We start from the raw sequence: 19,492 nt of genomic DNA, 5'->3' as shown, positions 1-19,492 counted from the left end.
CTTGACAAGAAGAATGCTGTCATTACTTGTAAATAGGGAACTTATACGTTTTTCCAATTTGAATATCCTCAGGTGCTGTACCGTTATTTAACTTTTTAAAGTCTGTAATCATTTGGTTCATAGAAACCGGTAACGATTTTTTTGTAAGTTCTTCAATGACGGACAAAACTGTATCGCCTGGCTTAATTTTTATTTTTGTATAGGGGGAAGAAGAGCTGGCGGCTTTTGTTTCTGCAGGCTGCGCTTTGCTGACTTGAACTGCTTCAGTAGCAGTAGGGATGGTTCCGTATTTAATATCATAATGACAAATATATCCGATAAAAGCGAAAGCGGCTAATGCACATAGCTTTTTCATTATGCTCCTCCTTCATTCTTTTGCTTATGTGTAAAGCCTATGCTTGTCTTACTTAAATATGATTGGAGAAAGAAATTTGAAGGAAAAATTAATGATTGTTTCATTAGGCTTATTGCCTTTAATCATGGTATTGGGGAATTCCATGCTCATTCCCCTGCTACCGAGCATTCAAAAGTCGCTTCACTTAAGTGGAGTCCAAACCAGTTTGATACTGAGTGTATTTTCGATTCCAGCTGCATTATGTATTCCTGCGGTAGGAATTTTATCAGACCGATATGGGCGTAAAAAATTAATTATGTATTCGCTCATCGTGATGATAATCGGTAGTTTTATCGCTGCTAGTAGCGCTTCGTTCTCTTCTGGAAGCTTTGCTGTATTGATGGCTGGAAGAGTGATTCAAGGGATTGGCGCTGCTGGTACTACAACGTTGGCAATGGCATTAACTGGAGATGTATTTATAGGTGAAAAAAGGGCAAAAGTCCTCGGGCTTTTAGAAGTGTATAACGGAGCAGGAAAAGTGGTTGCACCTATAATTGGAGCAACGGCGGCACTCTTCGTATGGTATGCCGCATTTTTTGTGTATCCTTTAGCTGCAGGTGCTGCTTTAGTAGGTATAGCCATATATGTGAGAGAAGCAAAAACAGGTTCGGAATCAGTATCTGTTCAAGAATATTTAAAGAGAGCTATTGGGATTGTCTATAATAAAAGAAAATCGCTTTTTCCTTTATTTTTTGTGGGGGGATTGGGGTTGTTTTTATTATTTGGCATTTTATATTATCTATCTTTCTTAATAGAGGAAACGTATCATATAGACGGTTTTTTTAAAGGAACCGCTTTTTTATTTCCTCTTGGGGCGATGACGTTCGTTTCTTATTGGACGGGTCAGCGCATTAAAACGGATGTAGAGCTCATGAAAAAATTAATGGTAGTAGGAATGATTCTTTTATTCGTGATGTTTGGAATATTAACGCTTATTTACACGCTTCCTATTCTGATGTTTTGTTTGACAGTCGCCTTTGGCGGCTTAGGATTTGTTCTTCCGTGTATTAATATGATGATTACTTCAGCGGCTTCAGATGAAGAAAGAGGGTTCATTGTATCCATTTATGGAACGGTGAGATTTTTAGGAGTAGCGTTGGGACCGGTTGTTTTTGAAGTGTGGATGCATGCTGAAAGGCTGATGTTTATTTATAGCTTTATTCTGCTCGCAGCAGGAGGTTTGTGGGTTTTGTATCAGTTGAAAATTTTTTCTTCTGCAATGGGGAGAAGAAAAGTTGTACAGAAATCAAGAGGCTGAAACAAAAGTATGTTAGTTGAAGAAGCTCCGAACGAATTTGATTCTTGATCAAGAATCAAATTCGTTCGGAGCTTTTTATTGGCAGGGTAAACATAGATTTTATGTATGTAGGTGCTTCTAGCGGTTGATGGGATTCATTTCGTTATGTTTCAATCGCTTTATTAGGTTTTATCTTTTTTCTTATAGGAACCCTTGTGACGAGCAATAAGTAAATGAAGAACGTTCCTATCCAGTAAAGAGAGCTATGTGTTGCTAGAGACAAAGAAAAAGCTTCAAAAAGCGTATAAAGCAGCGTGAAGGCTACCGTACTATAAGCGCTCAGTGCCCATAGCTGTTTGAAAGGGAGCTGCTTTTTAGTAATGAGTCCAATCAGTTTTCCAAGGTAAGCAAGGCAGGTAATAGCAAGGAAGTTTAGTCCAGATGTTAATACGTACAGTAAAAGCATAGCGATAGGGACAAGTATGTATAAAGAAAATTTTTGTTCGTGCAGCAAGTTTAACAGTTCATTTTTATTTTTATGATGCCAATTTAATAAATCATATGAATACGTTTGTGTTTGTGAATTAGCAGTGATATAAATTCCATCTTTTAGAAAGCCAATCGCATGAGCAGGAGAATGAAACTGTTCAATAGATTGTGAAGAATTTAAGATAAAAGCAGTGCCATTTACTTTTTTAGTGAAAGGGTCACTTGACGTAAGCTGTGAATTGGAAATATAAAAAGAAGAAACCGATTTTGGAAGCTCTGTTGTAGCGATGTGATAGCCGTTTACAATCGTCAAAGCCATAAAGAAAAATGTAGGCAGCAAAGAAATAAGTGTTAAAAACAATATGAAGCCAATGGTTTTATTTGTATGCTCAAAGCGAAGAGACCTCATTTTTTGAAAGGAAGTAAGACTCCATGCCATCTTTTTTAACATGATTATTGTAACCCCTCCTTTTATTAAAAAATTCTAACTATATTCTATTTTATAGCGGAAATTCAAGGTTTACAATAGTTTCTAGAAATCGTTTCCAATTACAATGTAAATATACTGTTAAGTTATTGTAAACATTAGTGCAAAAGCGTTTACAGTGCTTTTAAGATTCGTTAATAATAGTGGGGACTTCTCTATGTCGTTAGAAAAAAATCAAGGAGTTGAGATGTTTGGAACTAGATGTTCAAAAAATGATTTTTGAATTTATCGGTGGACTCGGAATCTTTTTATTCGGGATTAAGTTCATGGGAGATGGGTTGCAAAAATCAGCAGGAGATAGATTGCGCGATATTTTAGATAGATTCACAACTAATCCGTTTATGGGAGTTCTAGCAGGTATTCTGGTTACCGTTCTTATTCAGAGCAGCTCAGGAACTACTGTTATTACGGTAGGCCTGGTAAGTGCCGGTTTTATGACTTTGCGCCAAGCTATAGGGGTTATTATGGGCGCAAATATCGGTACGACAGTTACAGCTTTTATAATCGGAATTGACATTTCGAGCTACGCTCTTCCTATTCTCGCAGTGGGAGCGATTTTACTCTTTTTCTTTAAAAGTAAACCTGTTCAAAATTTTGGTCAAATCGCTTTTGGGTTCGGAATGTTATTCTTTGGTCTAGAGCTTATGGGAAGCGGGATGAAGCCGCTTCGCTCACTTCAACAGTTTCATGACTTAACTGTAAGCATGAGTGATAATCCGATTTTAGGAGTTGTAATTGGCACTTTATTTACGGTGATCGTTCAAAGCTCTAGCGCTACTATTGGAATTCTACAAGAACTTTTTGGACAGGGTGCTATTGATATACATGCCGCGCTACCTGTATTATTTGGAGACAACATCGGTACGACTATTACCGCTATTTTAGCTTCAATCGGGGCAAGTGTGGCAGCAAGAAGGGCTGCTTTAACGCACGTCATGTTCAACTTAATTGGTACAACTATTTTTTTAATTGTCTTGCCGTTATTCACTCGTCTTGTGGAGTACTTGAGAGAGGCAATGGGCTTAAATCCAGAAATGACGATTGCATTTGCTCATGGTCTCTTTAACACAACCAATACCATTATTCAGTTCCCTCTTATCGGTCTGCTTGCTTTAATTGTTACAAAGCTGATTCCTGGTGAAGATGCTGCTATAGACTTTAAACCTAAGCATCTTGATCCTATTTTTATTGAACAGTCTTCTTCAATTGCTCTTGGGCAGGCAAAAGCAGAGCTTATTCGTATGGGAGAATTCGCGACGATTGGACTAGAAGAAGCTAATAGTTATTTGAAGACGCGCCATCTTAAACATTCTGATGCTACTATGCAAATTGAAAATGCCATTAACAATTTAGATAAAAAAATCACGAATTATTTAGTGTTATTATCTCGCTCTTCCATGTCAGAAGCTGAAAGCGAAGAGCATTCTGTGCTTCTAGATACTGCGCGAGATATTGAGCGTATTGGCGATCATTTTGAAAATATCATTGAACTTGTTGATTATCAAATTACAAATAAGGTGAAAATGACAAAAGAAGCTAATACCGACTTAGCTGACATGTTCGAATTGACTATTTTAACAGTTAAAGAAGCTGTTTTTGCTTTAGAAAAAGTAGATAGAGAAAAAGCAGTCCAGGTCATTCAAAAAGAAGAGCAGATTGATGCAATGGAGCGTCTGCTTCGTAAGAAACACATTTTACGTCTAAATGAAAATGTATGTACAGGTTCTGCTGCTATTGTTTTTGTCGATATTATTAGCAACTTAGAACGAATTGGGGATCATGCTGTTAATATTGCGGAAGCGGTACTCGGAGATCGCTATCTAAAGACATGTTCAAAGGTAAAATAAAGAAAGACCTTGCTTATGCTAGGTCTTTCTTTATAGGATTGGTTATTGTATGATAAATAGTAATAATAAAAAGGATAGGTGCAGGCATGGCTATTTTATGTTGGGCATTAATTATCATTAGCTTTGTTGTATCGTTTGTTGGGTTGGTTTATCCCATCATCCCAAGCGTGCTATTTGTAGCTCTAGGATTTGTTATATACGGTTTATTTTATGATTTTAGCTCCTATAGCTGGTTGTTTTGGGTGATACAAGGATTGTTAGTTGTCGCACTTTTTTTAGCAGACTATATAGCTAATATTATTGGTGTGAAAAAATTCGGAGGCACTAAAGCAGGTGTTTGGGGAAGTACAGTTGGGCTGCTTGTGGGTCCGTTTGTCATTCCGGGATTTGGAATTATTTTAGGGCCGTTTATCGGAGCGATTGTAGGAGAACTTATTGTTCATCGGACCACCATTAGCAACGCAGTAAAAATTGGAGTAGGTTCGGTTATTGGCTTTTTTAGTGGCGCTATTTCAAAAGGATTTATTCAACTGCTGATGATTGCCTATTTTTTATACGCTGTTTTAAAATAATATATTGACTTTAGGCTAGAAACATGTTAAATTTTTAATGTCGCTAGTAAATGTTATATTGTTCCACAGTAGCTCAGTGGTAGAGCTATCGGCTGTTAACCGATCGGTCGTAGGTTCGAGTCCTACCTGTGGAGCCATGGCGGTGTAGCTCAGCTGGCTAGAGCGTACGGTTCATACCCGTGAGGTCGGGGGTTCGATCCCCTCCGCCGCTATTTTCCAATTTACATTTGTGACATACATAATTCATATTGTTCCACAGTAGCTCAGTGGTAGAGCTATCGGCTGTTAACCGATCGGTCGTAGGTTCGAGTCCTACCTGTGGAGCCATGGGGACCCTTAGCTCAGCTGGTTAGAGCAGACGGCTCATAACCGTCCGGTCGCAGGTTCGAGTCCTGCAGGGTCCACCATTTATAGGGTTGGAGGAATACCCAAGTCCGGCTGAAGGGATCGGTCTTGAAAACCGACAGGGGTGTTAAAGCCCGCGGGGGTTCGAATCCCTCTTCCTCCGCCATACTATTGTTTATTCAAAGCTTCTTTTGAGAAAAAGAAGCTTTTTTTATGTTTAAAAGAATAGCGAATGGGAATTAGGTAAATATAAATCATGGATTAGGTACTTTTTATTTGAAACAGTAGGGTAAATTTGCTAATCTAAACGTATATGGTGCTTTTGCGCCAAAATGCTTACATATTTTGAAGGAGGAATTATTCATGGCTTACAAATTACCAGAACTACCTTATGCATACGATGCACTGGAACCACATATCGACAAAGAAACAATGAATATTCACCACACAAAACATCACAACACATACGTTACAAACCTAAACGCTGCTGTTGAAGGCAAAGCGGACTTAGAAAGCAAAAGTATTGAAGAGTTAATTTCAAACTTAGATGCTGTTCCTGAAGATATCCGTACAGCAGTACGCAATAACGGTGGCGGTCATGCGAACCACTCATTATTTTGGACAATCCTTTGCCCTAACGGCGGCGGTGCTCCAACTGGTGAATTAGCAGACGCTATCGCTAGCAAATTCGGAAGCTTTGATCAATTCAAAGAAGAATTTGCAAATGCAGCTAAAACTCGCTTCGGTTCTGGCTGGGCTTGGTTAGTTGTAAACAACGGCCAATTAGAAGTAACAAGCACACCAAACCAAGATAGCCCATTAATGGAAGGCAAAACGCCAATTCTTGGTCTAGACGTTTGGGAGCACGCTTACTACCTAAATTACCAAAACCGCCGTCCAGATTACATTTCAGCATTCTTTAATGTTGTAAAATGGGACGAAGTTGCTAAACGTTACGACGCTGCAAAATAAGCTGAAGACGTATTTAAGAGCCAGTAAAGTAATTATTACCTTTACTGGCTTTTTTGTTTTCCAATTCTTTTACATATCTCCTTTTCTTTTTCACACACTAGGTGTAGAAGAGAAAAGGAGTTTTTTGATATGCCTTTATTAAAAAAAGTAGTTGGAGATGTAGAAGTTAGTAAAGATTTACTTTTGCTTTTAATTATAGGCGGTCTTTATGCCTTGGCTATTTCAATTTCCAATTCGTTTGTTAACATTTATCTGTGGAAGCAATCAGGCGAATTTTCAGATCTCGCTATTTATAATTTAGCGGTAGTGGTGCTTCAGCCGCTTACGTTTATTTTAGCAGGTAAATGGGCCAAACGAATTGACCGGGTTGTGGTTTTAAGGTTAGGTGTATCTTTTTTAGCTGTTTTTTATATCGCTGTATTAGTCAGTGGAGCTAACGCAGCCGAGTATTTAGTATTGCTTGGTGGACTGCTGGGTATAGGGTATGGCTTTTATTGGCTAGCTTTTAATGTGCTAACTTTTGAAATTACAGAACCTGATACAAGAGACTTTTTTAATGGATTTTTAGGGATCTTAAACTCTTTTGCAGGGATGATTGGTCCTTTAGGAGCGGGCTTCGTTATTTCCGCTTTGTATGAATCACTTGGGTATAAAATTGTGTTTGGTGTATCGTTGCTATTGTTTATCGGTGCCGTTGTGCTTAGTTTTTTTATTACAAGACGCGCAGCGGAAGGAGTATACAAATTTAAAGAAGTATGGGCTGAACGAAAAGTCAATAAAGACTGGAATCGAATATTGCAGGCTCATTTCTTTCAAGGGTTGCGTGAAGGTACGTTCATTTTTGTTGTATCCGTCATGGTATTTATTACGACGGGAAGTGAATTAGCATTAGGAACATATGGACTGGTGAATTCAGCGGTTGCGTTTGTAGGCTACTATGTTGCCTCAAGATTTATTAAGCAAAAAAATCGTCTTCGATTTATCTTCACAGGGGGCCTCCTTCTCTATGGAGCAGTCTTTTTGCTTATCTTTAACTTATCGTATCCAAAGTTAATTATATATGCCGTTTGTATTGCCATTGCTTATCCTATTTTGTTGGTTCCATTCATTTCTCTAACATACGATGTGATTGGACGAGCAAAAGACGTTGTTTCAAAAAGAATTGAATACATTGTTGTTAGAGAAGTATTTCTGAATATTGGACGCGTCGTTTCCATATCTTTATTTTTAATAGCTGTACTATTTTTTGATGAAGCAAAAAGTATTCCTATTTTATTAGCTATTGTTGGAGCAGGGCATACGATCATTTATTTTTGTGTGAGACATATCTCGCAGCCTCTGCACAAAAAAGAAACGACTGTTACTCCTCCAGTATTAAATGAAGGAGATGGAGAGTCTCCAGCTTAGAGTATTGTGAGCTCCTTCATTTGCACTATGGAAAATGTCTCGCTTTTCTTTTAAAATAAATACGTTGTGTAAATAGGCACCTGTCAGGTGTCTATTTATTTGCTAAATATCTGATTTTATGGTGTTATGGTATATATGTTTTATAAAGTGTAGGTGTTGGTATGAAAAAGAAAAAAAGAAGAAAAAGTCACGTGCCTTTTCGTGTGAACTTACTTTTCTTGACCGTATTTGCCCTATTTTCCGTATTAATTTTGCGGTTAGGACTTGTTCAAATTGTTTACGGTGAGAATTACGAACGAGAAGTCGAAAAAACTCAGGACGTTACAGTCAGTACGCCTGTTCCTCGAGGGAAAATGTACGATCGTTATAACCGCGTAATTGTAGATAATACCTCTTTAAATACGATTACATATACTCGTTTTCAAGGAAATACAGCTGAAGAAAGGCTGCGCATCGCTAAAAAGTTAGCCACTATGATCGATGTTCCTTACACTACAAATGTGATTGATGTTCCAGAAAATAGAAAGAATAAAGATGCTAAAAACGCGGTAAAAATTACAGAACGCGACATGAAGGATTATTGGATTATGCTTCACCCTAAAGAAGCGGAGCAGAAAATTACGCAAGCTGATCGCAAAAAAGTTCAAGATGGTGAAATGACTGATGACGAACTGTATCAACGTCAGTTAGACCGCATTTCTAAAAAAGATTTAGAAAGTTTAAAGAGCGATTTAGAAGTTCTTGCCATTAAGCGCCAAATGGAGGCAGGTTATTCTAACACGCCCCAAATTGTTAAAAGCGGTGTGACAAATGAAGAGTATGCCGTTGTAAGTGAGCACTTAGATGAACTTCCAGGTGTTGATACAACGACGTATTGGGATCGCTCATACCCAGAAAACAGTACTCTCCGTACTTTGCTTGGAAATGTATCATCTGCCAACGAGGGACTGCCTAAAGATAAAGTGCAATATTACTTGTCAAGAGGCTATAGCCGAAATGACCAAGTTGGGACGAGCTATTTAGAGAAGCAATACGAAGCTCAGCTCAGCGGTCAAAAAGAAAAAGTCCAATATGTAACAGATAATAAAGGAAATCTCCTTGATACAATTCAAGTGTCTAAAGGTGAACGAGGCAGTGATTTGGTTTTAACTATTGATATGGAGCTTCAAAAAGCGGTAGAAAAACAAATTACGGAGCAGCTTTTAGCCAAAAAGCAAATGAAGGGAACGCAATTTTTAGACCGTGCTTTTGTGATTATGATGGATCCTCACACAGGAGAAATCTTAACAATGGCAGGTAAAAAATACACCGTTGATAAGAAGACTGGAGCGCCTAAAATAGAAGATTTTGCATTAGGCAATATTTCAACATCTTATACAATGGGCTCTGTTGTAAAAGGAGCAACGGTTCTAGCCGGCTTAGATTCAGGAGCTATTAAGCCAAACACAGTGTTCGTTGATGAACCGTTAAAAATTAAAGGAACACCGGTTAAGAAATCAGCTGAGGCTGAAGGGTTAGGGCCCTTAACGTATTCATCTGCGTTAAAATATTCATCTAACGTATTTATGTTTAAAACGGTAATGGCTATGGCTGGGTTACAGTATCATAAAAACATGACTTTACCGATTAAACCCGATACATTCAGCGAACTGCGTTCTTACTACAGTCAGTTCGGCTTAGGTGTATCAACAGGCATAGACCTTGATAACGAATCAACAGGTGTCCAAGGCGGAAGCGATGTTCCAGGTACGGCGCTTGATTTAGGAATTGGTCAGTATGATACGTACACGCCGCTGCAGCTTGTTCAATATACTTCTGCAATAGCTAATGGAGGCTATCGCATCAAGCCGCAGCTAGTAAAAGAAATCCGAAAACCAACGATTAAAACCGATGAAATTGGCGGTACGCAGCATTCATTTGAACCTGATGTGTTAAATCGTATCACGATGAAAGAAGAATACATTAAAGATGTTCAAAATGGCTTTAAGCGCGTTACGCAAGAACAAGGCGGTACAGGGTATGCAGCTTTCCATACGGCGAACTATAATCCTGCTGGTAAATCAGGAACGGCACAAGCCTATGAGAAAAACCCAAGCGGAGGGGATCCGATTAAAGTTAATAATTCGAACTTTGTGGCCTTTGCTCCGGCAAATGATCCTGAAATTGCAGTAGCTGTCGTGGTACCATCGGCATTTGTGCCAAGTGCACCAAATACCATTACAAAAGAGCTTGCTCGTTCTGCGCTCGATACTTATTTTGATTTAAAGAAAAAAGGTGAACAAGAAGTAAAAGATCAAGAAGAGAATCAACAGGCTGTCATTGCAAACGACGCCAATTAAAGAGGCTGGGAAAAAAGCATATTAGTTGAAGTAAGATCCGAACGAAGTTGATTAAGAATCAGCTTCGTTCGGATTTTTTTATTGGTAGGGTGAACGTAGATTTCATGTATGTAGGTGCTTCTAGCGGTTGTTTGGAGGGAAAGGCGAAAGCGACGAGGAGGCTCACCGGCCGCCCGTGGAAAGCGAAGCCTTGCACGGAAATCAATAGTGGTGTCGGAAGTAGTTCGTAATACCTTATTTATCCAATTTACCCATCTTTACATTGAATTAATTTAGTTATGTCTCTACCTCTTCTTTTTTTATCGGAAATCTTTACATATATGGTTTTTTATTGAATTTAAGGGTCGTAAGAACTAGTTTTTTACCTGAAAAACACGCAGATATACCTTCATTTACAAAAGCTTTACATTGAGTTAAAACACAATTAATAGTCGGCTATTATTCTGTAAGTGTAAGGATTAATAGAAATGATCAAAATAAGGGGAAGCGTTTCGGCTTCTCGTATTTATTTACACTGATAGTAAACAATAGATATTAAATAGACATAGAGAGACTTTTATTGTGCTCAAAACGGTTAAAGACGATGAAGGAGGATTATCCAATGGCAATAACAATGGAATTGACTAACAAAGAAAAAGTGAATACTCCGCAAACAAAAGAAATTGTATATAAAACAAAAGGTTTGAATTTATGGTATGGCGACACACATGCCTTAAAAAATATTGATTTAGACATTCATGCTAACGAAGTTACCGCGATCATCGGTCCATCAGGGTGCGGAAAATCAACATATATTAAAACGTTAAATCGTATGGTAGAAATGACTCCAATTGTTCGTACATCAGGTGAAATTGAGTATAGAGGGAAAAATATTTTTGATAAATCGTACCATGTGGAAGAGCTGCGCACGCAAGTAGGAATGGTTTTCCAAAAGCCAAATCCGTTCCCAAAATCTATTTATGATAATATTGCGTACGGTCCAAGAATTCATGGCGTTCGCAACAAGAAAAAACTAGATGAAATTGTTGAAAAAAGTTTACGAGGAGCAGCTATTTGGGACGAAGTTAAAGATCGTTTGAATCAAAATGCGAATGGGTTGTCAGGTGGACAACAGCAGCGTATCTGTATTGCGCGCTGCTTGGCTATTGAACCCGACGTTATTTTAATGGATGAGCCTACTTCTGCCCTCGATCCAATTTCGACATTAAAAGTAGAAGAGTTAGTACAAGAATTAAAGAAAGACTTCAGCATTATTATTGTTACACATAACATGCAACAAGCGGCACGTATTTCAGATAAAACAGCATTTTTCTTAAATGGAGAAGTGGTAGAGTACGCAGAAACAGATAAAATCTTCTCAATGCCATCTGATAAACGCACAGAAGATTATATTACAGGTCGTTTCGGTTAAGACATACAAGGAGATGGGATGAGTGGTTGTACGCGAAAAGTTTCATGGTGATTTAAAGATATTACGTGAAAAATTATTAGAAATAGGGCGCTTAACGCATGAGGCGCTATCAAAATCAATTGAAGCATTGCAAACAAGTAACGTTGAGCTGGCGCTAGAAATTATCGACGGCGATTCATACGTTGATGATTTAGAAGAAGAAATTAATGACCTAGCTATCCTACTGATTGCAAAGCAGCAGCCGGTGGCTATCGATTTAAGACGTATCATTGTGGCAATTAAAATTGCTTCGGATGTTGAGCGTATGGCAGATTTTGCAGTTAACGTAGCAAAATCGGCTATACGAATTGGAAATGAGGAATTAATTAAGCCGTTAGAACATGTAAAGAAAATGCACGATATTTCAATTGAAATGTTGAGCCTTTCGTTAAAAGCTTATCATGAGGAAGATCTTGTGTTGGCTAAAAAAGTAGCGGAAATGGACGATCAAGTGGATGAGCTTTACGGAATAACAATCAAAGAACTTTTAAGTCTTGCTAAAGAAAAGCAGGAGGCTATGAATCAAATTACGCAGCTTTTATTTGTAGCCCGCTATTTAGAGCGTATGGCTGATCATACCACTAATGTAGCAGAAAGCGTATTTTACCTTGTAAAAGGCAAGCGCTACGACTTAAACGAATAGTAGAAAAACCTCTTCTAATAAACGAAGAGGTTTTTTTGTTAGTAAATTATAATTACTATGTTAACCTGAATTTTTAACACAAATCGACAAATTGCGTTTATTGTGGCAACTTTTTCTGAATGGTAAGATGTTAATAAGTTTATACGGCATTTATGTGTAGAAAAAACATTCTAAGAAACGAAGTGATAAAACAGTGGCTGCTAATCTTATTCAAAACTTAAATGTGTGTATAGCTACTCAGCTTGACTCATCCCGTATTTATGTTCACTGGTCGTTTTCTGAGCATATTCGAGAGATGGTAGAAAGTATGTTTTCGACACGGTGGGAAGAATTGAATTTAGCTATGTGTACGTATGATATAACAGGTCTTCATTTTAACGGCCATGAATCAAACCGCTATTATATGGAGGGGCTTACTCCTAAGCAAGACTTCATGTTTATGAACAGCTTGGAAAGTGAGCGCACGTATGTAATAGATATTGGTATTCAAGATAAAGAAGGAAGTTTTTTTTCCCTTCTTCGTTCAAATTCAGTTTATTTGATGAAAGAACAAAATGAACAAGTGAATGTAACTTCGTTAGGCTGGATGTACGAACCTGTAAAAGTTCACCAGGGTGTTCAAAATGAATTTAGCACATATTCCTTATATTCAAATGATTTGGAGCAGGTGAAGAAGCAATATGAATAGTGATGACTGTATTCTTTTAACTTATATGCATTGTCCGTTGCTACATGTACTTCAAACAGAGAGTGAGTATCCCCTGTTTGAACAAGTAACGAACGAGCTCATCCCTTTTTTAGATCAAATTGAGTCTAAGAAATTGATAGGTGCAACAGCTGTGATGTCTTGTGTGTTTTTGAACGCATTAAACGACGAGGAGTTTAACACTCGTTACGCTCAATATTTACACCAGTTTTCAAGCCGGCAGCATCAGAGAGCACTCACTTTTTTAAAAAAGTGGAACGGGAGCTTGTTCTCAGCCTGCAAATATTTCTTTCAGCATGACATGATGGAATGTATCCCTACTACCGTAACGAACGCGTTTGTTTCCACCCTTAAAACCGAACAAACATTAAATCTCCAAATTACAGAAGCAATACGTGTTTTTCAACAGTTTTTTGAAAAAAAGCCCGTCGGTTTTTTTATACAGCAAGGAGAGTATACTCATCAAGTAGATATGCTCCTAAAATCTCATCAAATGCGCTATACCTTTGTGAAGTCATCAACAGATGAACTAAAAAAGTCGCCTGCTGGCATTATCTTGTTTCCATATCCTAAGCAAGGAAAACAAGTTGAGGAAGGAACAATGAATAAAGCGAGCGCTGTTTTGGATTTGAAGGCTAAGGACACGCTTGGCTTTCAGCGAATGCAAGCAGTAAGTGGTATATTTCAATATCCTTTAGATTACGCGAGGGATATAGAGTTTCATCAAAACGAAACTCTTGCACTCTACGGTGCAACAAAAAGCGCCGAATTTGTCAGTGAGAACAATCAATTGTTTATTTCAACCGTACAGAAGTCAGAGGCGATGCTAGATGTTATCGAGTCTAAACATCCTAGCGTGGTAAATGCTATCTACCGACAGTGGCTCCTTTTAAGTAGCAGCGATTGGCTTTATAATTTTGAAAAAGTCAAAGATGAATACGAAAGACAAGTAAAACTGTTTGATTTTCTTTGTCACGAAGAGAATCCAAGGATGGATAGCGAAAACAGTTTTCTTTCAGGAAGTTCTTTTTTATACCCTACAAAAGAGATAGAGCCGGCGGCTTTATCACTAAATCAATATAAAGGCGGTCTCTCCATTTTAATGCTTGCATGGGAATTCCCTCCTCTAGTTATCGGAGGACTTGCACGACATGTATTTGATTTATCCAGAGCGCTAGCTAGAGCTGGCCATCATGTTAGTGTATTAACGACGTATGTAGAGGGGCTGCCGGAATATGAGCGTTTATACGGTGTTCACGTTTACCGAGTTAAAAGCCTGCAGCCTCATCATCCGGACTTTTTGACATGGGTAAACAGTTTGAATGTGGCTATGGCTCTTAGAGGACTGCAGTTAGGCTACAAGCTGTCTTTTGACGTTATTCATGCTCATGACTGGCTTGTTGCATCCGCTGCAAAATGTTTAGCAGATAAAACGGATAGACCGCTAATTACGACCATTCATGCGACAGAACATGGGCGCAATAATGGTATTCATAATGACATGCAGCAGAAAATTCACTTGCAAGAAGAGGAGCTGATTCGACAATCAAGCTCAATCATTGTCTGCAGCGACTATATGAAGAAAGAATTAATCACTTTATTTCACGTAGAGCAAGATAAAATTGCTATATTTCCAAATGGAATTGACAAGCAGCTGGTAGTTGACGCAGTAAATGAGCGGTTAAAAGAAAGTTTACAAAAGAAATATAATTTTAGAAAGGCCCCTATTATTTTTTCAATTGGACGAATTGTATATGAAAAAGGATTTCAGCTATTTATTGAAGCAGCGGAACTATTTAAGAAAAAACAAATAGATGTTCAATTCGTTGTAGCAGGAAAAGGGCCTTTACTTCATGAGTTTCGAACACAGGTAAGTGAAAAGCAATTAGACAAATACGTGTATTTTATTGGATACATTACCGATAACGAACGAAATCAGCTTCTTCAAGCTTGCAAAATGGTTGTTTTTCCAAGTCTATATGAACCTTTTGGAATTGTGGCTTTAGAGGGGATGGTAGCCAAGAAGCCAACTATTGTTGCCGATACAGGAGGTCTAAGCGATATTGTTTCACATTTCGACACGGGCCTGACGTTTGCCCGAGGAGATACGCTCGAATTAATCAACTGCATAGAATTTTTGTTAAAAAATGAAAAAACGGCTGCAAAAATCAGCGAAAATGGGTATAGAAAAGCAACAACTATGTTTAGCTGGGAAAAAATCGCTATTGATACAAGTAAGCTGTTTCAACATCACATTTGCCAGGATAAAAAAAGGAGGGAGGCAAAAAATTGAAAGCCATTATACTTGCTGGCGGTAAAGGAACAAGACTGCAGCCCTTGACCTATACGATTCCAAAGCCTATGCTGCCGCTTTATGATAAACCTGTGATGGAATATAGCATTGAACTGCTTAAGAAACATGGAATTACAGAGATTGGGATTACGCTGCAGTATAGGCATGAACAAATTATTGAATACTTTGGGGATGGCTCTCAGTGGGGAGTGACGCTTACTTATTTTATCGAAAAAGAGCCTCTTGGAACAGCTGGCGGAATTAAGCGAGCAGAGGCCTTTATTGAGGAAGACTGTATTATTATTAGTGGAGATGCCTTAACAGAAATTAATCTTCAAGACGTTATTCATTTTCATTATGAACAAAAAAGCGAAATGACCATTGTTACAAAAGAAGTAAACGACGTGCGGGGTTATGGAGTGGTGACGATAGATGAAGGGCATCGAGTCATGGGATTTGTAGAGAAACCGACCTACGAACAGGCCAATAGCCGATTGATTAATACGGGAGTGTATGTGATCAAAAAATCCGTTCTTGATTACGTGAATTCTTATGGTCCTACAGATTTTAGCTTTGACATTATCCCGCTGCTTTTGGAATATAATCATACTGTGTGCAGTTTTGTAACGGAAGATTATTGGATTGATATTGGGCAAATCCACCATTATCGTCAAGCACACTATGATTTGTGGAGGAAGTGGTTTGGCAATAGACAGGAAAGTATTGTCTCAGATGATGTGCTTATAGAAGAAGGGGTGACTATTTACGATCCGGTTTACGTAGGAGAAAATGTGGTGATTAGAAAAGGTGCTTCAATTGGTCCTTACACGATTATCGGAACCAATAGTATCATAGAAGCACATGCTGCAGTCGATAAAACGATTTTGCTTCAAAACGTAACGGTGGGGGCAGAATCGTTTTTATACAACGCTACGATAGGTCCCTATGTAAATGTTCAAGCAATGACTACGTATGTCCAAGATACAGTAGCTGAAAATCAATTGCTACCTCAACTTTCTGTAAAACCAGATGTTTCTATCTTCAAAAACGGTCGCCTGTATGTACATTCATCTGTTGATCGAGAAAGACTATACAATGCGTTATTACTTGTATGCAAACACCAAGGGGCGTTCTGTCTAGCAAGCGATGATGAAGGAGAAGCCATTCAACTTCGCAAAGAATGCTTTTCTTTTTTACGGAGTAATCATTCAGCTGTGTATGATATTAAAAAAGAAGCTCTTCCGGTATTTCGATATTACATGATGACTTCACAAGCGAGGATTGGTATTTACATTGGTGTGGATAGCAAAAACAGCGGCCTCTTTTTAGAAATATATGACAAGAAAGGGCAATTAGTTAATCAGCTTATTGAAAAAAAGATTGAGCGGATGTACCTTCAAGCTAAACAAGCAAACATAACAACTTCTGTTTCACTTAAAGAAACAAGCATAGGAAATATCAGGGGAGAATATTGTGATGCTTTAGTAAAATCAATTAATCAGCATGTTTTATTAGAAGACAGTACGCGGATTGGCGTAATTTGTTCGCCGTTTATACAGGAAGTTGTCGAATTATTATGTAAGCGTCTTCGTGTCCACGTTTTATTTTTAAACAAATGGGAGAAAACAGAAGAAATCAAACGAATAATTAAACGAAATAAGCTGTCTTTTTGTATTCAGATTAAAGAAGATGGAGAAACATTTGCTCTATATGATGAAAAAGGCTGCAGCGTAAATGACTCAGAAATTATGTCGCTTTATATTTATAGCGTATACATGACAAAAAAAGTAGCATTCGTTCCTATTCCTATACACTATTCATCCACACTAGAAACATTTGCTCAATCTCTCAATCAATCATTTATGAGGACAAAAGCAAAAAAACGTGACTTGCTTAGTCTTTTGGGGCCCGTTCAATTTCAGTTAGATGCCATGTACGCTTTATGTCAGCTGATCGAATTAATTATGGTGCAACAGCGTAGAATTTCTGAAATGATTCAATATGTCCCCCATGCCTATATGAACTGGCGCTATATTTCATGTCCGCTAGAAATTCAAGAACAAGTGATGAAGAAACTATTAGAAGAAGCAATCGGTAAACAAGTGTATGTCATTGATGGCTTAAAGATTTACCATGATCCCCATGAATGGACGCTTATTTTGCCCGATGGTCACTTGCCTGTATTAAATATTTATTCAGAGGCGTTAAACACTCAGACTGCCAAGAAGCTGTCGGCATATTTTGTAGAAAAAATACAAGAGTATCAAAGAGTGTAAATAATGGCTTTTATTTAAAAGAAAGGAAGTACGCCTCTCATAAAAGGAGTTCCGCTTATTTCAAGAAACTTCATCTATATATAAGGCGTAGCGGAGAGGGAGCTCAGGGCTCTAAGAGGAAAGAAAAAGTGAAGAAATGAAATTAAATGACTTTCTTCAAAAAAACAGACTGGCATTTCCTTTCGAAAAATGATATTATATTAAAGTCTGATTTATGTTTATAATGTTTGGAGGGAAAATAGATGCGCGTAAACGTTACATTAGCTTGCACTGAAACTGGTGACCGTAATTATATTACAACTAAAAACAAGCGTAATAACCCAGATCGTCTTGAGTTAAAAAAATACAGCCCAAGACTTAAAAAAGTTACACTTCATCGTGAAACAAAGTAAGCAGTAGGAGTACAATCCTGCTGTTTTTTTTATAGGGGGAATTAAAATGAAATCTCATCTGCGCAAAGAGATGAAGCGCGTTCTTAATTTAATTTCTGAAGAGCAGCACGAGTCACATTCAACAAGCATAGCAAATGAACTGTATGAAACTTGTTTATGGAAAGAAGCTAGAGTGATTGCAGTTACGGTTTCAAGAAATAAAGAAGTTAATACAAAGCCCATCATTGAACGTGCTTGGAAAGATGGAAAGAAAGTAGCTGTTCCAAAATGCAACCCCACAACATCTCAAATGATTTTCTACGAGATTACGAATTTTTCACAGCTTGAAGTAGTTTACTACGGGTTAGCCGAACCCATTATTGAAGAAACGGTTCTGGTCTCAAAATCTTCAATTGATTTACTCCTTGTTCCTGGCGTGGTATATAGCAAAAATGGATATCGTATCGGCTACGGAGGCGGCTATTACGATCGTTATTTAACAGACTATACCGGACAGAAGCTAAGCCTTGCATTTGATTGTCAAGTCGTTTCGGAGGTTCCATATGAATCTCATGATGTTCCTGTTCAATATATTTTGACAGAGAAGGAGCTTATTTGCTGTGAATCCGTTTGATGTTGCCATGATCATTGTGATATTACTCATGGCAGGAGCAGGCTACTGGGCAAAAGCACTGACTGTATCGGGAGCCTGCATGTCTTTTATCGTAGGAGCGAGCGTTTATATCGGTTTTTCACTTCAAGGTTTTTTACTCTTACTCTTATTTTTTAGCACTTCTACGTTGTGTAGTAAGTACAAGAAAGAAAAAAAGCGTGGATTAGAAGAAAAGCTAGAAAAGCACGACAGACGAGATTATATTCAAGTCCTTGCTAACGGGGGTGTAGCCGCTGCTTGCAGTTTGTTATATGCTGCAACAGCTTCGCCTGTTTGCATGTGGATGTTTATGATCAGTATTTCAGCTGCTAATGCTGACACATGGGCATCTGAAATAGGCTCTCTTAGTAAGAGGCCGCCGTTTTACATTTGGACGTTAAAGAGAGTAGAAGCCGGTACCTCAGGAGCCGTATCGCTCTTAGGCACAGCAGCGGGAGCAGCGGGAGCTTTTCTTATTGCTGCCGCTTGTTATTTTGCTTTTCCCTATGTATCGCTGAGTGGTATATTGCTAGTCGGTTGCTTTGGTTTCATCGGAAACGCTATAGACACTCTTCTTGGAGCAAGTGTGCAAGTTCGCTTTCGTTGTCAAAGCTGCGGTATTGAAACAGAACGGAAAGAGCATTGTCGTAAACCAACGATAAAAGAGAAAGGAATCATTTTCTTTAACAATGATGTTGTGAACCTTGCCGCTATTTTGCTTGCTGCTTTTACAGGCGGAATCCTTATCCTGTTTTTACCTATATAAGAGCATAAAATGTTCGTCATAGGAGCAAAGTAAACGTAAGGAGGCTTGAAAATGAGACATATTGTATTAGTACTTACGCTTTTAGTCGTTGGAACGCTAGGCTATCAAATGAGATACCGTGTTTTAAATTCCCTGTTTGGAAATTCGTTTATCCGCAGTCTAGCTGTTCGTTCATTTTTTAATTTGCCGTTTGTTCGGGATCGTTTAATGAAGCAGGTCTTCCGCTAAGAGCGAAAGATACATAAA

Annotated in this window: 17 protein-coding genes and 5 tRNA genes; 20 read left to right on the top strand and 2 right to left on the bottom strand. The window is 38.2% G+C overall.

Annotation, left to right across the window (positions count from 1 at the left end):
* Positions 1-22: 22 nt before the first annotated feature.
* A complete protein-coding gene (locus ACO1DI_RS07275; RefSeq protein ID WP_116742538.1) occupies positions 23-355 on the bottom strand; it encodes a hypothetical protein in 333 nt (110 codons plus the stop codon).
* Between the two features lie 76 nt (positions 356-431).
* Here ACO1DI_RS07275 and ACO1DI_RS07270 point away from each other — a divergent pair, with 76 nt between their 5' ends.
* Complete coding sequence (locus tag ACO1DI_RS07270; protein WP_423145184.1) at positions 432-1,652, top strand: MFS transporter; 1,221 nt, start codon at positions 432-434, stop codon at positions 1,650-1,652.
* Between the two features lie 142 nt (positions 1,653-1,794).
* Here the strand turns inward: ACO1DI_RS07270 and ACO1DI_RS07265 are convergent, their stop codons facing one another.
* Entirely contained in the window at positions 1,795-2,571 is a 777-nt protein-coding gene (locus ACO1DI_RS07265; protein ID WP_223260329.1) for a DUF1189 domain-containing protein, read from the bottom strand.
* Between the two features lie 227 nt (positions 2,572-2,798).
* Here ACO1DI_RS07265 and ACO1DI_RS07260 point away from each other — a divergent pair, with 227 nt between their 5' ends.
* The 19 genes from ACO1DI_RS07260 (at position 2,799) to ACO1DI_RS07170 (ending at position 19,474) form a co-directional block, all read left to right on the top strand.
* A complete protein-coding gene (locus tag ACO1DI_RS07260) occupies positions 2,799-4,454 on the top strand; it encodes a Na/Pi cotransporter family protein (RefSeq protein WP_423145183.1) in 1,656 nt (551 codons plus the stop codon).
* An 86-nt stretch (positions 4,455-4,540) separates the two neighbouring features.
* Positions 4,541-5,026, top strand: a complete 486-nt coding sequence (locus tag ACO1DI_RS07255) for a DUF456 domain-containing protein (RefSeq protein WP_013059199.1) — start codon at positions 4,541-4,543, stop codon at positions 5,024-5,026.
* 62 nt (positions 5,027-5,088) lie between these two features.
* Positions 5,089-5,163 (top strand) — tRNA-Asn (locus tag ACO1DI_RS07250).
* Position 5,164: 1 nt separating this feature from the next.
* Positions 5,165-5,238, top strand: a tRNA-Met gene (locus tag ACO1DI_RS07245).
* A gap of 40 nt (positions 5,239-5,278) precedes the next feature.
* Positions 5,279-5,353: transfer RNA gene (locus ACO1DI_RS07240), tRNA-Asn, on the top strand.
* 3 nt (positions 5,354-5,356) lie between these two features.
* A tRNA-Ile gene (locus ACO1DI_RS07235) sits at positions 5,357-5,433 on the top strand.
* Positions 5,434-5,444: 11 nt separating this feature from the next.
* A tRNA-Ser gene (locus tag ACO1DI_RS07230) sits at positions 5,445-5,537 on the top strand.
* Between the two features lie 197 nt (positions 5,538-5,734).
* Positions 5,735-6,343: a superoxide dismutase SodA gene (gene sodA, locus ACO1DI_RS07225; RefSeq protein WP_014458213.1), complete on the top strand. Its 609-nt coding sequence runs from the start codon at positions 5,735-5,737 to the stop codon at positions 6,341-6,343.
* Positions 6,344-6,472: 129 nt separating this feature from the next.
* Complete coding sequence (locus ACO1DI_RS07220; protein ID WP_013059197.1) at positions 6,473-7,750, top strand: MFS transporter; 1,278 nt, start codon at positions 6,473-6,475, stop codon at positions 7,748-7,750.
* Positions 7,751-7,911: 161 nt separating this feature from the next.
* Complete coding sequence (locus tag ACO1DI_RS07215; protein ID WP_423145182.1) at positions 7,912-10,089, top strand: peptidoglycan D,D-transpeptidase FtsI family protein; 2,178 nt, start codon at positions 7,912-7,914, stop codon at positions 10,087-10,089.
* 613 nt (positions 10,090-10,702) lie between these two features.
* The gene (gene pstB, locus ACO1DI_RS07210) at positions 10,703-11,500 is read left to right on the top strand and encodes a phosphate ABC transporter ATP-binding protein PstB (protein ID WP_042992419.1); all 798 of its coding nucleotides are present in this window, start codon (positions 10,703-10,705) and stop codon (positions 11,498-11,500) included.
* A gap of 22 nt (positions 11,501-11,522) precedes the next feature.
* Complete coding sequence (gene phoU, locus ACO1DI_RS07205) at positions 11,523-12,182, top strand: phosphate signaling complex protein PhoU (RefSeq protein ID WP_013059193.1); 660 nt, start codon at positions 11,523-11,525, stop codon at positions 12,180-12,182.
* 193 nt (positions 12,183-12,375) lie between these two features.
* A complete protein-coding gene (locus ACO1DI_RS07200; RefSeq protein WP_014458216.1) occupies positions 12,376-12,870 on the top strand; it encodes a DUF4912 domain-containing protein in 495 nt (164 codons plus the stop codon).
* Entirely contained in the window at positions 12,863-15,181 is a 2,319-nt protein-coding gene (locus tag ACO1DI_RS07195) for a glycosyltransferase (RefSeq protein ID WP_226554891.1), read from the top strand. The genes ACO1DI_RS07200 and ACO1DI_RS07195 overlap by 8 nt, the downstream gene beginning before the upstream one ends.
* Positions 15,178-17,457: a sugar phosphate nucleotidyltransferase gene (locus tag ACO1DI_RS07190; RefSeq protein WP_406866560.1), complete on the top strand. Its 2,280-nt coding sequence runs from the start codon at positions 15,178-15,180 to the stop codon at positions 17,455-17,457. Before ACO1DI_RS07195 ends, ACO1DI_RS07190 begins: the two co-directional genes overlap by 4 nt.
* Before the next feature lie 242 nt (positions 17,458-17,699).
* Positions 17,700-17,849, top strand: coding sequence for a 50S ribosomal protein L33 (rpmG, locus tag ACO1DI_RS07185; protein WP_013059189.1), 150 nt, complete (start codon positions 17,700-17,702; stop codon positions 17,847-17,849).
* Positions 17,850-17,895: 46 nt separating this feature from the next.
* Positions 17,896-18,462 carry a 5-formyltetrahydrofolate cyclo-ligase gene (locus tag ACO1DI_RS07180; RefSeq protein ID WP_014458219.1) on the top strand — a complete coding sequence of 189 codons (567 nt, stop codon included), beginning with the start codon at positions 17,896-17,898 and terminating at the stop codon, positions 18,460-18,462.
* A complete protein-coding gene (locus ACO1DI_RS07175; RefSeq protein WP_182420455.1) occupies positions 18,449-19,246 on the top strand; it encodes a DUF92 domain-containing protein in 798 nt (265 codons plus the stop codon). The genes ACO1DI_RS07180 and ACO1DI_RS07175 overlap by 14 nt, the downstream gene beginning before the upstream one ends.
* A 51-nt stretch (positions 19,247-19,297) precedes the next feature.
* Positions 19,298-19,474 carry a hypothetical protein gene (locus tag ACO1DI_RS07170; RefSeq protein ID WP_013059186.1) on the top strand — a complete coding sequence of 59 codons (177 nt, stop codon included), beginning with the start codon at positions 19,298-19,300 and terminating at the stop codon, positions 19,472-19,474.
* The last annotated feature ends 18 nt before the right edge of the window (positions 19,475-19,492 follow it).

This window comes from Priestia sp. 40, from assembly GCF_049368575.1.
Classification (GTDB): Bacteria; Bacillota; Bacilli; order Bacillales; family Bacillaceae_H; genus Priestia; species Priestia zanthoxyli.
Note: the sequence above shows the minus strand (reverse complement) of the source record. Positions and strands in the feature narration are given on the sequence as shown.

Bases quoted from the DNA above. Each gene is read 5' to 3' on its own strand.
- ACO1DI_RS07275 (WP_116742538.1), bottom strand. From the start codon at position 355: ATGAAAAAGCTATGTGCATTAGCCGCTTTCGCTTTTATCGGATATATT.
- ACO1DI_RS07265 (WP_223260329.1), bottom strand. From the start codon at position 2,571: ATGTTAAAAAAGATGGCATGGAGTCTTACTTCCTTTCAAAAAATGAGG.
- ACO1DI_RS07255 (WP_013059199.1), top strand. From the start codon at position 4,541: ATGGCTATTTTATGTTGGGCATTAATTATCATTAGCTTTGTTGTATCG.
- sodA (WP_014458213.1), top strand. From the start codon at position 5,735: ATGGCTTACAAATTACCAGAACTACCTTATGCATACGATGCACTGGAA.
- ACO1DI_RS07220 (WP_013059197.1), top strand. From the start codon at position 6,473: ATGCCTTTATTAAAAAAAGTAGTTGGAGATGTAGAAGTTAGTAAAGAT.
- ACO1DI_RS07215 (WP_423145182.1), top strand. From the start codon at position 7,912: ATGAAAAAGAAAAAAAGAAGAAAAAGTCACGTGCCTTTTCGTGTGAAC.
- pstB (WP_042992419.1), top strand. From the start codon at position 10,703: ATGGAATTGACTAACAAAGAAAAAGTGAATACTCCGCAAACAAAAGAA.
- ACO1DI_RS07195 (WP_226554891.1), top strand. From the start codon at position 12,863: ATGAATAGTGATGACTGTATTCTTTTAACTTATATGCATTGTCCGTTG.
- rpmG (WP_013059189.1), top strand. From the start codon at position 17,700: ATGCGCGTAAACGTTACATTAGCTTGCACTGAAACTGGTGACCGTAAT.
- ACO1DI_RS07180 (WP_014458219.1), top strand. From the start codon at position 17,896: ATGAAATCTCATCTGCGCAAAGAGATGAAGCGCGTTCTTAATTTAATT.
- ACO1DI_RS07170 (WP_013059186.1), top strand. From the start codon at position 19,298: ATGAGACATATTGTATTAGTACTTACGCTTTTAGTCGTTGGAACGCTA.